Origin of the sequence: Pseudomonas guariconensis (genome assembly GCF_024127895.1) — a bacterium.
GTDB lineage: Bacteria > Pseudomonadota > Gammaproteobacteria > Pseudomonadales > Pseudomonadaceae > Aquipseudomonas > Aquipseudomonas guariconensis_B.
This window is the reverse complement of the sequence record NZ_JAMYBK010000002.1, coordinates 212293-227876: the sequence shown is the minus strand read 5'-3', so window position 1 is coordinate 227876 and position 15584 is coordinate 212293. Positions and strand designations below refer to the sequence as shown.

Genomic DNA, 15584 nt, shown 5'->3' with positions numbered 1-15584 from the left:
AGATGATCGTCGTAGAAGGCCTGAGCAAGCAGTTCAAGGGCCACACCGTGCTCAACGGCATCGACCTGACCGTCCAGCCCGGCGAGGTGGTGGCCATCATCGGCCCCAGTGGCTCCGGCAAGACCACCTTCCTGCGCTGCCTCAACCTGCTCGAGACACCCGACGCCGGACGCATCCAGGTCGGTGACATCAGCATCGACGCCAACCGCCCGCTCGGCGGCCAGCAAGCGGCGATCCGCCGTCTGCGCCAGCAGGCCGGCTTCGTGTTCCAGAACTTCAACCTGTTCCCCCACCGCACCGCCCTGGAGAACGTCATCGAGGGGCCGGTGATCGTCAAGAAGATGCCCCGCGACAGGGCCGTGGAACTGGGCCGCACGCTGTTGGCCAAGGTCGGCCTGGGCGGCAAGGAAGACGCGTATCCGCGGCGCCTGTCCGGCGGCCAGCAGCAGCGGGTGGCCATCGCCCGGGCCCTGGCGATGGAACCGGAGGTGATCCTCTTCGACGAACCGACCTCGGCGCTCGATCCAGAGTTGGTCGGCGAGGTCCTGGCGACCATCCGCGGCCTGGCCGAGGAAAAGCGCACCATGATCATCGTCACCCACGAGATGAGCTTTGCCCGGGACGTGGCCAACCGGGTGATCTTCTTCGACAAGGGGGTGATCGTCGAGCAGGGCGAGGCCAAGGCGTTGTTCGCCCATCCGCAGGAGGAGCGTACGCGGCAGTTCCTGCGCAAGTTCCTTGGCACGGCAGCCTCGCAAGGCTAGAGCGCTTTCGAGCACCTGGGGGCGCTTTGCGCCCCTATCAATCAAGCGCCATCCTTCCCCGCCCGAGCGGCTCTTCTATCTATAGTCCAAAAAGTTAGTTCATAAAGTTTTTATAAGCGCATAGGGTATATAGACCGGACCACCGGACCAGCAAACGTCTGTCGCCGTCAGCTGAGGCGACGCTTTCAACTTTTGTGAGGTAAGGAATGGTCAGGATCACAATCACCCCAGTGCGCAACGCCAGGGCATTGAGTGCAGCCAGGGAGCGGCACTGATGTCCAGCCAGCCGAACACGCTTCCCTCCAGCGATCTCGACAGCTCGCCCCTGCTGCTGCCGGCCAAGGTGCTGCGCACCGATGCCGAGGCCCTGCAAGCCGCCCGCGAACTGGCCGAGACCGCTCGCCAGCAAGCCGCACGCCGTGACCAGCAGCGCAGGTTGCCATGGGCCGAGATCGAACAATTCACCCGCAGCGGCCTGGGCAGCATCAGCATTCCCAAGGCCCATGGCGGCCCCGAGGTTTCCTTCGCCACCATCGCCGAGGTCTTTCGCCTCATCAGCGCCGCCGATCCGGCGCTCGGGCAGATCCCGCAGAACCAGTTCGGCATGCTCCAACTGCTGCGCCTGACCGCCAGCGAGGCGCAGCAGGCCGTGCTGTTTCGTTCCGTGCTCGACGGCTGGCGCATCGGCAATGCCGGCCCCGAACGCGGCACCAAGGACACCCTGACGCTCAAGGCGCGGATCACCCGCGACGGCGCCGGCTATCGCATCAGTGGCGAGAAGTTCTACTCCACCGGCGCCCTGTTCGCCCACTGGGTAGCGGTCAAGGCCCTGGATGACGAGGGCCACCAGCGCCTGGCCTTCGTCCGCCGTGGCAGCCCGGGGCTGCGCATCGTCGACGACTGGTCCGGCTTCGGCCAGCGCACCACCGCCAGCGGCACCGTGCTGCTCGACCAGGTGCCGGTGGAGGCGGACCTGGTGATCGACACCCGCCGCCAGCGCGAAGTCCCCAACACCCAGGGTGCCGCCTCGCAACTGATCCAGGCGGCCATCGATGCCGGCATCGCCGAAGCGGCGATCGAGGATGCCATCGCCTTCGTGCGCGACAAGTCCCGGCCATGGGTCGACGCCAAGGTCGAGCGGGCCGGCGATGATCTCTACGTGATCGCCGACATCGGCCGTCTCAAGCTCGAGCTGCATGCCGCCGAGGCCCTGCTGCGCAAGGCCGCCAGGGTGCTCGACGAGGTCAACGCCGGCGCCGTGGACGAAGACGCCGCGGCACGTGCCTCGATCGCCGTGGCCGAGGCCAAGGTGCTGACCACCGAGATCGCCCTGCAAGCCAGCGAGAAGCTGTTCGAACTGGCCGGCAGCCGCGCCACCCTCGCCGAGTTCAACCTCGACCGTCACTGGCGCAACGCCCGGGTGCACACCCTGCACGACCCGGTGCGCTGGAAATACCACGCGGTCGGCGCCTGGCACCTCAACGGCACCCGCCCTGCCCGTCATTCCTGGATTTGAGTGAGCCGGGGCTGCTTCGCAGCCCTTCGCGGACAAGCCCGCACCCATAGGTTTGACGCTGTTCTCACGAACAGCGCGACTCATGTGGGTGTCCCTGCGAGAGCAGCGAAGCAGCGCCCCTTGGAGAACGACATGACCCAATCCCTGATCACCTCCGACGCCCAGGCCCTGGCCGTCGCCGAGGAAATCGCCCAGCAGCTGCAACGCGACAGCGCCCTGCGCGACCGCGAGCGCCGCCTGCCCCACGCCGAGCTCGACCTGTTCACCCGCTCCGGCCTGTGGGCCATCAGCGTGCCCAAGGCCTTCGGCGGCGCAGGGGTATCCAACGTCACCCTGGCCAAGGTCATCGCCCGCATCGCCCAGGCCGACGCCTCCCTCGGGCAGATTCCGCAGAACCACTTCTATGCCCTGGAAGTGCTACGGGTGAACGGCGCCCCCGAGCAGCAACGGCGCCTCTATGCCGAGGTCCTGGCCGGGCGACGCTTGGGCAACGCCCTGGCCGAGCTGGGCACCAAGACCGCCCACGACCGCACCACCCGCCTGACCCGCGATGGCGATGGCTGGCGGATCAACGGCCGCAAGTTCTACGCCACCGGCGCCCTGTACGCCCAGCGCATCCCCACCTCGGTGATCGATGAACAGGGTGTACAGCACCTGGCCTTCGTGCCTGCCGATGCTGCTGGCCTGCAGGTGATCGACGACTGGAGCGGCTTCGGCCAGCGTACCACCGGCAGCGGCTCGGTGACGTTCGACAACGTGTTCGTCGCGAACCAGGACGTGGTGCCCTTCGACAGCGCCTTCGAGCGCCCGACCCCGGTCGGCCCGCTGGCGCAGATCCTCCATGCCGCCATCGATACCGGCATCGCCCGCGCCGCCTTCGACGACGCCCTGCGCTTCGTGCGCAGCCGTAGCCGCCCCTGGGTCGATTCCGGCGTCGACAAGGCCAGCGACGACCCACTGAGTCTCAAGAGCTTCGGTCACCTGGCCATCCGCCTGCATGCCGCCGAGGCCCTGCTGGTGCGCGCCGGTGAATACCTCGACCGCGCCCGCGACGCCAGCAACGCCGACACCGTCGCCGCCGCGTCCATCGCCGTGGCCGAGGCCCGGGCGATCAGCACCGAGATTTCCCTGGCAGCTGGCAGCACCCTGTTCGAACTGGCCGGCAGCCAGGCCACCCTGGCCGAGCACAACCTCGACCGCCACTGGCGCAACGCCCGGGTCCACACCCTGCACGACCCGGTGCGCTGGAAGTACCACGCCATCGGCAACTACTACCTCAACGGCGAGAACCCGCCACGCCGGGGGACGATCTGATGGGCAAGCAGATCCTCCTCAACGCCTTCGACATGAACTGCGTCGGGCACATCAACCACGGCCTGTGGACCCACCCTCGGGACCAAGCGACCCAGTACCGGACCCTGGAATACTGGACCCGGCTGGCCCAGTTGCTCGAGCGCGGGCTGTTCGACGGGCTGTTCATCGCCGATATCGTCGGCACCTACGACGTCTACGGGCAGTCGGTGGACGTGACGCTCAAAGAGTCCATCCAGTTGCCGGTCAACGACCCGCTGCTGCTGGTCTCGGCCATGGCCGCCGTGACCCGGCACCTGGGCTTCGGCCTGACCGCCAACCTCACCTATGACGCGCCCTACCTGTTCGCTCGGCGCCTCTCCACCCTCGACCATTTGAGCAATGGCCGGGTCGGCTGGAACATCGTCACCGGCTACCTGGACAGCGCCGCCCGCGCCATGGGCCTGGCACGGCAACCCGAGCACGACCGCCGTTACGACCAGGCCGACGAATACCTGCAGGTGCTGTACAAACTGCTCGAAGGCAGCTGGGACGACGACGCCGTGGTCGCCGACCGCGCTCGGCGCGTCTATGCCCGCCCAGACAAGGTGCGCAAGGTTCGCCACCAGGGCGAGTTCTACCATGTCGAGGGCTACCACCTGTGCGAGCCCTCGCCCCAGCGTACCCCGGTGCTGTTCCAGGCCGGCAGCTCGCCACGCGGCCTGGCCTTCGCCGGCCAGCATGCCGAGTGCGTGTTCATCAGCGGCCAGGACAAGGCGACCACCCGTGCACAGGTCGACAAGGTACGTGCCGCGGCCCAGGCCAGCGGCCGCGCCCCGCAGGCGATCAAGGTCTTCATGGGCATCACGGTGATCGTCGCGCCGAGCGAACAGCAGGCCCAGGCCCTGCACGCCGAATACCTGCGCTATGCCAGCCCGGAAGCGGGCGTGGCGCACTTTGCCAGTTCCACCGGCATCGACTTCGCCGCCTACGGCCTGGACGAGCCGATCGGCTTCGCCAAGGGCAACGCCATCCAGTCCGCGACCCGCCAGTTGCAGGACAACGCCTGGACCCGCCGCCGCCTGCTGGAGCAGCACGCCCTGGGCGGGCGCTACGTGACCCTGGTCGGCTCGCCCGAACAGGTCGCCGGGCAGTTGATCGCCTGGATCGACGAGACCGGCCTGGACGGCTTCAACCTGACCCGCACCGTCACCCCGGAAAGCCATGAGGCGTTCATCGACCTGGTGGTCCCCGAGCTGCAACGCCGTGGCCGCTACAAGACCGCCTACGCACCCGGCAGCCTGCGCGAGAAGCTCTTCGCCAGCGGCCACCCGCACCTGCCCGCCGACCACCCCGGTGCCGCCTACCGCGCCACCCCCCCTGCCCCGACTGGAGCCTTGCACCATGCTTGAGAAACTGTTCCGGCCCGTCGCGGCCGCCGTGCTGTCCCTGGGCCTGGCCGCCACTGCGCTGGCCGACGAACCGCTGAAGGTCGGCACCACCGCAGCCTTTGCCATCCCGCTCGAAGCGGCGGTAGACGAGGCCCGCAAGCAGGGCCTGGAGGTCAAGCTGATCGAGTTCAGCGACTGGATCGCGCCGAACGTGAGCCTGGCCAGCGGCGACATCGACGTGAACTACTTCCAGCACATCCCCTTCCTAGAGAACGCCAAGGCCGCCGCCGGCTTCGAGCTGGAGCCCTACGCCCCGGGCATCATCAACAACGTCGGCCTGTACTCCAAGCGCTACAAGCGCTTTGCCGATCTGCCCAACGGGGCCAGCGTGGCCATCGCCAACGACCCGATCAACAGCGGCCGCGGCCTGCAGTTGCTGGCCAAGGCTGGGTTGATCGACCTCAAGCCGGGGGTTGGCTACAAGGCCACCGAGGACGACATCGTCGCCAACCCGAAGCAGTTGAAGATCCTCCAGGTGGAAGCTGTACAACTGGTACGTGCCTACGATGACGCCGACCTGGTCCAGGGCTACCCCGCGTACATCCGCCTGGCCAACAGCTTCGACGCCACCTCGGCACTGCTGTTCGATGGCCTGGAGAACAAGGAATACGTGATCCAGTTCGTCATCCGCCCACAGAGCAAGGACGACCCGCGCCTGGCCAGGTTCGTCGACATCTACCAGCATTCGCCCGCCGTGCGCGCGGCCCTGGACAAAGCCCACGGCAGCCTCTACCAGGCCGGCTGGGAGGGTTGAGATGAGCAGCGCCAGCGCCCTCAGGGCGCCCACCGCGCAAGCCTCGCCGGCCCCTGCCCGCGAGCAGGCCCTGCGCCCAGAGGTGAACGATGCCCACGTGCGCTTCGTCGGCCTGGGCAAGACCTACCCGGGCCAGGCCCAGCCCGCCTTGCAGGGCATCGACCTGAACATCCGCCGCGGCGAGATCTTCGGCATCATCGGCCGCAGCGGCGCCGGCAAGTCATCGCTGCTACGCACCATCAACCGCCTGGAACAGCCCTCCCAGGGCCGGGTGCTGATCGACCAGGTGGACATCGCGCCGTTCGACGAGGACCACTTGGTCGCGCTGCGCCGGCGCATCGGCATGATCTTCCAGCACTTCAACCTGATGTCGGCCAAGACTGTCTGGCAGAACGTCGAGTTGCCGCTGAAGGTGGCGGGCGTGGCCAAGGCCGAGCGCCAACGCAAGGTTCGCGAACTGCTGGAGCTGGTGGGGCTTGCGCACAAGCACCACGTCTACCCGGCGCAGTTGTCGGGCGGGCAGAAGCAGCGGGTGGGCATCGCCCGGGCGCTGGTCCATGACCCTGAAATCCTGCTGTGCGACGAGGCCACCTCGGCGCTCGACCCGGAAACCACCGCCTCGATCCTCGAGCTGCTGCGCGACATCAACCAGCGCCTGGGCCTGACCATCGTGCTGATCACCCACGAGATGGCGGTGATCCGCGACATCTGCCACCGGGTGCTGGTGCTCGAACGTGGGCAGATCGTCGAGCAGGGCGACGTCTGGCAGGTGTTCGGCGCACCGCGGCACGAGGTCACCCGCAGCTTGCTCGCGCCGTTGCAAGCCAAGCTGCCCGCCGCCTTGCAGGCCAACCTGCGCACCAGCCCGGGCGCAAGCGATGCGGCGCTGGTACTCAGGCTGAGCCTGCTGGGCGCGCCGGAACTGTCCGAGCTGTTCAGTGCCCTGGGCGGGCGCGTGCGCCTGCTCCAGGGCGGCATCGAGACCATCGGCGAGCGGGCCGTGGGGCAACTGATCCTGTCGGTACAGGGTTCGCCCCATGCACTGCCGCTATTGCTGGAGCGCGCCCGTCGCTGGGCCGATGAGGTGGAGGTACTGGGCTATGTGGTTTGAGCGTCTGTTCCAGGGCTTGCTGGATACCTTGCTGATGGTCGGCGTGTCGTCGCTGATCGCCCTGCTGGTCGGGGTGCCGATGGCGGTGCTGCTGGTCACCAGCGACAAGGGTGGGATCTTCGAGGCGCCGTTGCTGAACCGTGTGTTGAGTGCGTTCGTCAACCTGTTCCGCTCGATCCCGTTCCTGATCCTGATGGTCGCCCTGATCCCCTTCACCCGCCTGGTGGTGGGTACCACCTATGGCGTGTGGGCCGCCGTGGTCCCGCTGACCATCGCCGCCACGCCCTTCTTCGCCAGGATCGCCGAGGTCAGCCTGCGCGAGGTCGACCATGGCCTGATCGAGGCGGCCCAGGCCATGGGGTGCCGGCGCTGGCACATCGTCTGGCACGTGCTGCTGCCCGAGGCACTGCCGGGGATCGTCGGCGGCTTCACCATCACCCTGGTGACCTTGATCAACTCCTCGGCCATGGCCGGTGCCATCGGCGCGGGCGGGCTGGGGGACATTGCCTATCGCTATGGGTACCAGCGCTTCGACAGCCAGGTCATGCTAACCGTGATCGCCATGCTGGTGGCGTTGGTGGCGTTGATCCAGCTGGGTGGGGATCGGTTGGCGAAGGGCTTGAACAAGCGCTGAAGCCTTCCCCTACTGGTCGGAGCGGCCCCGGACCGGCCTCAGTCCCAGCGCAACGCCTGTGCCGGTACCGGCCGCCCGAACCAGTACCCCTGCCCCAGGTGACATTGCTGTTCCAGCAGGAAGCGAGCCTGCTCGGCCTGCTCGATCCCCTCGGCGTGCACCTGCATGCCCATGCTGCGGGCCAGGGCGATGATCACCCGGACGATGGCGATGTCATCCTCGTCATGGGGCAGACCGGCGACGAAGCCCTGGTCGATCTTGAGCTTCTGCACCGGCAATCGCTTGAGCCGCAGCAACGACGAATAACCGGTACCGAAGTCGTCGATGGCCAGGCTCAGGCCCAGCTCGCGCAGCCGGTGCAACTGTTCCAGAGCCACCTCCGGATCTTCCATCACCGCGCTTTCGGTGACCTCCAGCTCCAGCAGCGCCGGGTCCATGCCGGTGTCGTGCAGCACCTCGGCCACCTGCCGGTACAGATCGCGCTGGCCGAACAGGCGGCTGGAAATGTTCACCGCGACGAACGCCAGCTGCCGCCCCTCGCCCTGCCAGCGCACCATCTGCCGGCATGCCTGGCGCAGCACCCAGGCATCGATCTCGGCGATCAACCCGGTACGCTCGGCGATGGGGATGAACTCGCCCGGCGACACCAGCCCGCGTAGCGGATGCTGCCAGCGCACCAACGCCTCGACCCCGACCATCCTGTCGCTGCACAGGTCGTGCACCGGCTGGAAGTACACACGCAGCTCTTCGTGCTCCAGGGCACGGCGCAACTCGCCGGCAGTCTCGACCCGGTGCTGAGCGTGGGCGGTCAGTTCCTCGGTGTACAGGGCGTAGCAGGCGCGGCCATTGCTCTTGGCCTTGAACAGCGCCGAATCGGCATTGCGCAGCAGTTGCTCGGCGCCGAGCGCATCGCTGGGGAACAGGCTGATACCGACACTGACGCTGATGAACAGGCGATTGTCGTCGAAGACGAACGGCTCGCGCATGCGCTCGATGATCGTCTGCGCCAGGGTCGCGGCTTGGCCGACCTGTGGGCAGTTCTCCGCCAGCACGCCGAACTCGTCGCCGCCCAGGCGCGCCAGGGTCACGCCATGGCCGAGGATGTCGCGCAGGCGCTCGCCGACCAGCTTGAGCAACTGGTCGCCGATGGTGTGGCCAAGGCCATCGTTGATGCTCTGGAAATGATCGAGGTCCAGCAGCAACAGGGCACAGCCGCGCTTGTTGGCCTGGGCGGCGGCCAGGGCCTGCTCGGCCCGGTCGTTGAACAGCAATCGGTTGGGCAGGCCGGTCAGCGGATCGTGGTGCGCCAGGTAGGCCAGCTCCCGTTCGGAGTGCTTGATCGCGCTGATGTCGCTGAACACCGCCACATAGTGGCTGACCGCGCCGCTGTCGTCGCGGATGGCGCAGATCGTCTGCCACTGCGGGTAGATCTCGCCGCTCTTGCGCCGGTTCCAGATCTCGCCGCTCCACTCGCCCTTCTGCGCCAGCGCGGCGTAGATCTGCTGGTAGAACGGCGCACCGTGGTGGCCCGACTTGAACTTGCTCGGGCGCTGGCCGATCACCTCGTCCTGCTGGTAGCCGGTGATGCGCATGAAGGCCCGGTTGACGTGCACGATCAGGCCGTCGCGGTCGGTCACCAACACGCCCTCCAGGGTGCTGTCGAACACCGCCGCGGCCATGCGCAGGCGCTCACGGTCCTCGCTGCGCAGGCGCGCACCGATGCCGATGAAATTGAGCAGGCGAGCACGCGAGACGAAGATCAGCAAGGCACTGACCAGCACCCAGACGAGCACATTGGCCTGGCGGCCCACGGCCAGCACCGTCGGGTCATCGGAAAGGCCGCGCAGCACCTGTTCGGACAGCACCAGCCAGAGAATCGAGAGCACCAGGTACAACGCCGCCATGCGCAGGGCGTCGCGAACGGAAACAGACATGTCGGGTGGGTAAGCCCATGAAAAAGGATGGGGCATTATAAAGGCGGAAACATGCCGTGACTTAATTCCCGGCATTAGAAATAGGTTGCAGATTTCATCTGCCCTGCTCGCGGGCAAGCCCGCTGCCACGGGGGCTGCACGACCTCGTGCGGGAGCGCGCGCACCCGCGACAGGGCTGGCACCCTCGCAACGGACGACTGGCTTTATTTCCCCGCCAGGGGATAATTGCCGACGCTGTTCCCCTGTGTTTCCGAGGGCTTCTACACCTATGTGGTACAACGGTTTGCTCGACTTGTCGGCCTGGCAACTGGTCGGCGTCACCCTGCTGATGACCCATGTGACCATCGTCAGCGTCACCCTCTACCTGCATCGCTACTCGGCCCACCGCGCCCTGGAGCTCAATGCCGGGCTCAAGCACTTCTTCCGCTTCTGGCTGTGGCTGACCACCGCGCAGAACACCCGCGAGTGGACCGCGGTGCACCGCAAGCACCACGCCAAGTGCGAAACCCCCGACGACCCGCACAGCCCGCTGCACAAGGGCCTGGGCACCGTGCTGCGCAAGGGCGCCGAGCTCTACCGTGAGGAAGCGCGCAACCCCGAGACCCTGCGCATCTACGGCAAGAACTGCCCGGACGACTGGATCGAACGCAACCTCTATTCGCGCTACAGGCTCGGCGGCGTGGCGCTGATGGCACTGATCGACCTGCTGCTGTTCGGCACCATCGGCATCACCATCTGGGCAGTGCAGATGATGTGGATTCCGTTCTGGGCCGCTGGCGTGGTCAACGGCCTGGGCCATGCGCTGGGCTACCGCAACTTCGAATGCCGCGACGCGGCCACCAACCTGGTGCCCTGGGGCATCGTCATTGGCGGCGAGGAGCTGCACAACAATCACCACACCTACCCCAACTCGGCCAAGCTGTCGGTCAAGCGCTGGGAGTTCGACATCGGCTGGATGTGGATCCGCCTGCTGTGCCTGCTGCGCCTGGCCAAGGTGCAGCGTGTGGCGCCCATCGCCCACCGCGTCGAGGGCAAGGCGCACCTGGACATGGACACGGCCATGGCGATCCTCAACAACCGTTTCCAGATCATGGCCCAGTACCGCAAGCTGGTGATCGCGCCATTGGTCAAGCAGGAACTGGCCCGGGTCGATGCCTCGATGCGCTACCGCTTCCGCCGCGCCAAGCGCCTGTTGTCGCGGGAAACCAGCCTGCTGCAGGACCGCCATCACGTACGTATCGAGTCCATGCTGGCCCACAGCCAGGCGCTCAAGACCATCTATGAAAAACGCCTGGCCCTGCAGCAGATCTGGGCCCGTACCAGCGCCAACGGCCACGACATGCTCGCCGCCATGAAGGATTGGGTGCATGAGGCCGAGGCCAGTGGTATCCAGGCCCTGCGCGACTTCGCCGGCCAGCTCAAGACCTACTCCCTGCGCCCTGCCGGGGCCTGAGCACCGTTGATCGGCCCGCCCCGCGACGGGGCGGGCCACCCCGGAACTTCGTCCCCTGCCTTCCACTCAAATCCGGCACATCGCCCGCGTGGCGGGCCGGATCGTGGCCGCACGCTTTCATGCCGAGAACCGTTCCGTGCTCATGGCCAAAGACTTCACCCCGCCCCTCTGCGGCAACCCGCCGCCCGAAGCCGCCCAGACCCTGCTCGCCCTGCTGCACGCTCAGGGCGAAGTGGCTCGCCTGAGCGAACGCGAGCAGCTCTACAGCTCGCTGCTCGACAGCCTCAATGCCGTGCTCTGGGCCTTCGACTGGGAGACCCGCCAGGTGCTGTATGTCAGCCCAGCCTACGAACGTATCTTCGGGCGCCCGGCCAGCCTGGTGCTGGCCGACTACAACGAGTGGCGCGACAGCATCTACCCCGACGACCTGGACTACGCCGAGCGCAGCCTGGCCCAGGTGCTGCTCAAGGGCGCGGTGGAAGACCGCGAGTACCGCATCATCAATGCCGCGGGCCAAGTGCGCTGGCTGAGCGACAAATGCTTCATCAACCAGCAACGTGAAAACGAACAGCGGGTGATCATCGTCGGTATCGCCGAGGACATCACCGAGAAGAAGCAGCTCGAAGGCGAGTTGCAACGCCTGGCCACCACCGATGTGCTGACCCAGAGCAGCAACCGCCGGCACTTCTTCGAATGCGCCCGCCAAGCCTTCGAGGCCGCGCGCGAGGAGGGTTCGCCCCTGGCCTTCCTGTTGCTCGACATCGACGACTTCAAGCAGATCAACGACAGCTACGGCCACCAGGAAGGCGACCAGGTGCTGCAACGTATCGCCGACAGCGGCAGGGCCGTGCTGCGCCGGGGCGACCTGTTCGGGCGTATCGGTGGCGAGGAGTTCGCGGCGGTCTTCCCCGGCTGCACCGCCCAAGTCGCCAAGCACATCGCCGAACGCTTGCAACGCGAGATCCAGCGCCTGAGCTTCAGCCATGGGCAGCAGGTGTATGGCGTCACCGTGAGCCAGGGCCTGACTGGCCTGAACGACACCGACGAAACCCTCGAAGCCCTGTTCGCCCGGGCCGATGCAGCCATGTACCAGGCCAAGCGGCAGGGCAAGAACCAGATCGTGCTGGGGTGAGCCAGCCCCGAATGGCCATACTTGCCCATTTGGATCCATTATCTAGCAAGCTCAGAAATGTCTTACTCCCTTTGGTTACCTTCCAAAGGGGAATATTCTTTAATTGCCGTGAGGCATTCCTAGAGCAATCGGAAGCTGTTCCCGTTATGACACCATGAGCCGCTTAACAACTGCTCAGGGTGGAACATGGCAATTAGGTTCGAGCCAAAAGTAGGGCAGGTGCTGGAATGCAATTACGGCGAGTATCGAGATCAAGGCGATGTTGTTTCAGCATCGAGTCGGTACGACTTCCGCCTTAAACCGGAAATGGTGAAAAATCGGCTTGTCATGGTGCTCAATGGAAAAATCGATTCGAATGCCTGTATTGTCGTTCCACTCTCGACCACCAAGGATCCCGGCAAGCTGAGCCGAGGATGGCATGTGCAGTTCTCTGCCGACCTGATCGAGGATCTCCCGTATTTCAAGCAACAGGTACGTTGGGCCAAGGCTGACTTGGTCGCCCAGGTGAGCCGGGAGCGCTTGTTCAAGCCCAGGACCATCGGCCGCGGTTTTCTTGAGCAAGTCGTGGCACGCGAGGTTGTCGAGCGAGTCCAACGCGCCGTGGTGAAGGTGATGAATGCGAGCTCCCTGCTCAAAAATTGACAGGATCCAAGCTTTTCCCTATCGTGGCCCCGTAGCCCTTAGAGGCACTCAGCGCTTTATTCCCCTTAGAGGGACCTGCGAAACCCAGCCTAGGCTGGGTTTCGCCATTCAGAACCCCCTGTTTTCTCAAGATCCTGGGCTGTCACACGGGATCTACCGGTTGGCCTCCGGCTGGACGATCTCCTGTTTCTCCACCCTGCGCAACCGCCCCAGCTCCGGCAAGCCCAGCTTGAGCAACCGTGCCGTCTTGCTGTCGGCGATTTTCTCCATCCCCTGCTCCGCCGGCAGCCGCGCCAGTTGCCCGGCCAGGTTCATTGCCAGGATCTCCCGCGAATACACCCCGCCACCCAACTGGTAGATGGCGGCGATCAGCTCGTGCAGGCTCAGCGGCAGCCGCCAGCGGGTGCGCAGCGCCGAGCCGAAGGCGGCGCCGAACGCGTTCAGCGACAACTGCACCTGGTCCTCGTCCAGCTCGCCACCGGCCAGGCGCCATTCCTGCAGGCAACGCAGCACGGCCAGGTCGCCCAGGCAGTGCAGCAGTCCGGCGCAGTAGCAGCGGCCTTCATCCAGCTCGAGCATGCGCGCCAGGCTGCGGGCGTACTCGGCGGTGTGCAGGGACAGGTCCCAGTAGTGAGCGGCATGCCGGGCCAGCAACAGGTCGCTCAGGCGAGCGCTGCGCTTGAGCGCCAGGCCCAGGATCAGGTTCATGCTCTGGGTGCTGCCGAGCTTGTTCAGCGCCTGCAGCAGGGTCTGCACCGGCGCCTCGCGATGCAGTGCGGCGCTGTTGGCCGCCGCGATCAGCACGCCGGTGATCTGCGGATCGTTGCGTACCTCTTCCTCGAGCACCTTGAGGTTCAGCCCATGGGGGTTGAGGGCGCGCTTGATCGCCACCTGCACATCGGCGAACAGCGGCCCGCCATCGGCAGTGACACGGCGTTGCTCGAGGAACGCCGACAGGCGGATGCCCGGCTGCAAGGACGGCGTCGGGCAGGCAATCTGCTCGCCAACCGCCAGCAACAGGCTCTCCAACCGCTTGCGCAGGTTGGCCAGGTCGAGGGGTTTGCCCAGGTAGGCGGTGGGGTGGAACGGTAGCACCTCATGCACACTGGCGCTGTCGGTGCGCTCGCTCATCAATATGAACGGCAGGGACGGCTTGTACCCCTTGGCACGCACGTTGCGCAACAGGTCGAGGCCATCGACCCCGGCCAGCTCACGGGCGGCAATGATCAGGTCAGGCTTGCTCGACAGCGCGGCCAAGGCCTCGGAGCCGTTGGCGCAGACCTGCAGGCGGGCGTCGCAGCGCACGCTGAGCAACATGTCGCGAAGCATGTCGCGCACCCACGGATCGCCTTCGGCAATCAGGATACAAGGCGGGATGGGGTCGGCAGCGCTCATGAGTGGCTCCTGGGTAATCCTTGACACACGATCCTTCGCAGCTTCCAAGGCAAATCCATCCGCCTACGATAGCGCCCAGCCGCATCGAGGGTGCAAAAAAAAACCCGCCGAAGCGGGTTTTTTTCTAACGCCTGTCACATTCAGGCCAGCTCGGCGAAGCACTCTTCGATGATCGCCAGGCCTTTGTCCAGCTGCTCGTCCGGCGCGGTGACCGGCACCAGGATACGCAGGACGTTGCCGTAGGTGCCGCAGGACAGCAGGATCAGGCCCTTGTCGCGTGCCTTGGCCACGACCTGGGCGACCGCGGCAGCGTTCGGGGTGTGGGTCCCCTTCTCGAACACTTCGACAGCGACCATCGAGCCCAGGCCACGGACATCACCGATGATCGGGTGCTTTTCCTGGATCTTGCGCAGGCCAGCGGTCAGGCGCTCGCCCACCGCCTGGCTGCGCTCGAGCAGCTTCTCTTCCTCGAACACTTCGATCACGGCCAGGGCCGCGGCGCAGGCGATCGGGGAACCGGCGTAGGTACCGCCCAGGCCACCCGGGGCGATGGCGTCCATGTACTCGGCCTTGCCGCACACACCGGCCAGCGGGAAGCCGCCAGCGATGGACTTGGCGAAGGTGGTCAGGTCAGGCGCGACGCCCATCTGCTCCATGGCGAAGAAGGTGCCGGTACGGCCAGCGCCGGTCTGCACTTCGTCGGCGATCAGCAGGATGCCGTGCTGGTCGCACAGGGCGCGCAGGCGCTGCATCAGCTCTTTCGGTGCCGGGATGAAACCACCCTCGCCCTGGACCGGCTCGAGGATGATCGCGGCGATGTCCTTAGGCTCGGCATCGTTCTTGAAGATACGCTCGATCGAAGCGATCGACTCGTCGACGCTGACGCCGTGCAGCTCGCTCGGGTACAGGGCGCGGAAGATGCCACCTGGCATCAGGCCCATGCCAGCGGAGTACGGCACGACCTTGCCGGTCAGGCCCAGGGTCATCATGGTACGGCCGTGGTAACCGCCGGTGAAGGCGATGACACCGGCACGGCCAGTGGCGGCACGGGCGATCTTGACGGCGTTTTCAACGGCTTCGGAACCGGTGGTGACCAGCAGGGTCTTCTTGGCGAAGTCGCCTGGAACCAGGGCGTTGATCTTCTCGCACAGCTCTACGTAGGGCTCGTAGGCCAGAACCTGGAAGCAGGTGTGGCTGACCTTGGTCAGCTGCTCTTGCACGGCAGCCACGACTTTCGGGTGCAGGTGGCCGGTGTTCAGTACTGCGATGCCGCCGGCGAAGTCGATCAGTTCGCGGCCTTCAACGTCGATCACGGTCGCGTTCTTCGCGGTGTCGACGAAGATCGGGTGGATCTGGCCAACGCCACGTGGGACGGCGTTGACACGGCGTTGCATCAAGGATTCGTTGGTCTTGCTCATAGTGCCCTCATTCGCGCCGACGCTGACGGCGCTGTTATTCGGGGGTGGCTGGATCCGTGCATGAGCAGCATGCGTTGATCGACTGTCATG

13 protein-coding genes are annotated in these 15584 nt (G+C 66.0%); 10 read left to right on the top strand and 3 right to left on the bottom strand.

Translation table 11 applies throughout. The features are described from left to right. The first annotated feature begins 2 nt into the window (after positions 1-2). The 7 genes from tcyN to NJF35_RS03585 all read left to right on the top strand — a co-directional run bounded on the left by tcyN (position 3) and on the right by NJF35_RS03585 (position 7520). Positions 3-764 carry an L-cystine ABC transporter ATP-binding protein TcyN gene (gene tcyN, locus NJF35_RS03615; RefSeq protein ID WP_225786662.1) on the top strand — a complete coding sequence of 254 codons (762 nt, stop codon included), beginning with the start codon at positions 3-5 and terminating at the stop codon, positions 762-764. A gap of 274 nt (positions 765-1038) precedes the next feature. After that, positions 1039-2280, top strand: coding sequence for an SfnB family sulfur acquisition oxidoreductase (locus NJF35_RS03610; protein WP_225786663.1), 1242 nt, complete (start codon positions 1039-1041; stop codon positions 2278-2280). Positions 2281-2412: 132 nt separating this feature from the next. Then, positions 2413-3594 (top strand): SfnB family sulfur acquisition oxidoreductase, encoded by a 1182-nt coding sequence (locus NJF35_RS03605; RefSeq protein WP_225786664.1) that lies wholly within the window; start codon positions 2413-2415, stop codon positions 3592-3594. After that, on the top strand, positions 3594-4982 hold the full coding sequence (locus NJF35_RS03600) for an LLM class flavin-dependent oxidoreductase (RefSeq protein ID WP_253080302.1): 1389 nt from the start codon (positions 3594-3596) through the stop codon (positions 4980-4982). The genes NJF35_RS03605 and NJF35_RS03600 overlap by 1 nt, the downstream gene beginning before the upstream one ends. Further along, positions 4975-5775: a MetQ/NlpA family ABC transporter substrate-binding protein gene (locus tag NJF35_RS03595; RefSeq protein ID WP_253090676.1), complete on the top strand. Its 801-nt coding sequence runs from the start codon at positions 4975-4977 to the stop codon at positions 5773-5775. The genes NJF35_RS03600 and NJF35_RS03595 overlap by 8 nt, the downstream gene beginning before the upstream one ends. 1 nt (position 5776) lies before the next feature. Beyond that, positions 5777-6886, top strand: a complete 1110-nt coding sequence (locus tag NJF35_RS03590) for a methionine ABC transporter ATP-binding protein (protein ID WP_225786667.1) — start codon at positions 5777-5779, stop codon at positions 6884-6886. Continuing rightward, positions 6876-7520: a methionine ABC transporter permease gene (locus tag NJF35_RS03585; protein WP_225786668.1), complete on the top strand. Its 645-nt coding sequence runs from the start codon at positions 6876-6878 to the stop codon at positions 7518-7520. The genes NJF35_RS03590 and NJF35_RS03585 overlap by 11 nt, the downstream gene beginning before the upstream one ends. Before the next feature lie 38 nt (positions 7521-7558). On the opposite strand, the gene dibA is transcribed toward NJF35_RS03585, so the two are convergent. Continuing rightward, on the bottom strand, positions 7559-9454 hold the full coding sequence (gene dibA / locus NJF35_RS03580) for a phosphodiesterase DibA (RefSeq protein ID WP_253080304.1): 1896 nt from the start codon (positions 9452-9454) through the stop codon (positions 7559-7561). 268 nt (positions 9455-9722) lie between these two features. Between dibA and desA the strand changes: the two genes are divergently transcribed. The 3 genes from desA to NJF35_RS03565 all read left to right on the top strand — a co-directional run bounded on the left by desA (position 9723) and on the right by NJF35_RS03565 (position 12681). Beyond that, positions 9723-10907, top strand: coding sequence for a delta-9 fatty acid desaturase DesA (gene desA / locus NJF35_RS03575; RefSeq protein WP_253090675.1), 1185 nt, complete (start codon positions 9723-9725; stop codon positions 10905-10907). 100 nt (positions 10908-11007) lie between these two features. Beyond that, positions 11008-12039, top strand: coding sequence for a GGDEF domain-containing protein (locus NJF35_RS03570; RefSeq protein WP_410046028.1), 1032 nt, complete (start codon positions 11008-11010; stop codon positions 12037-12039). A gap of 186 nt (positions 12040-12225) precedes the next feature. Next, entirely contained in the window at positions 12226-12681 is a 456-nt protein-coding gene (locus NJF35_RS03565) for a type II toxin-antitoxin system PemK/MazF family toxin (protein ID WP_225786671.1), read from the top strand. 153 nt (positions 12682-12834) lie between these two features. Here NJF35_RS03565 and NJF35_RS03560 read toward each other — a convergent pair whose 3' ends face one another. Both NJF35_RS03560 and gabT read right to left on the bottom strand, forming a co-directional pair. After that, positions 12835-14076, bottom strand: a complete 1242-nt coding sequence (locus NJF35_RS03560; protein WP_253090674.1) for a response regulator — start codon at positions 14074-14076, stop codon at positions 12835-12837. A 140-nt stretch (positions 14077-14216) separates the two neighbouring features. Continuing rightward, complete coding sequence (gene gabT, locus NJF35_RS03555) at positions 14217-15494, bottom strand: 4-aminobutyrate--2-oxoglutarate transaminase (RefSeq protein WP_225786673.1); 1278 nt, start codon at positions 15492-15494, stop codon at positions 14217-14219. Between the last annotated feature and the right edge of the window lie 90 nt (positions 15495-15584).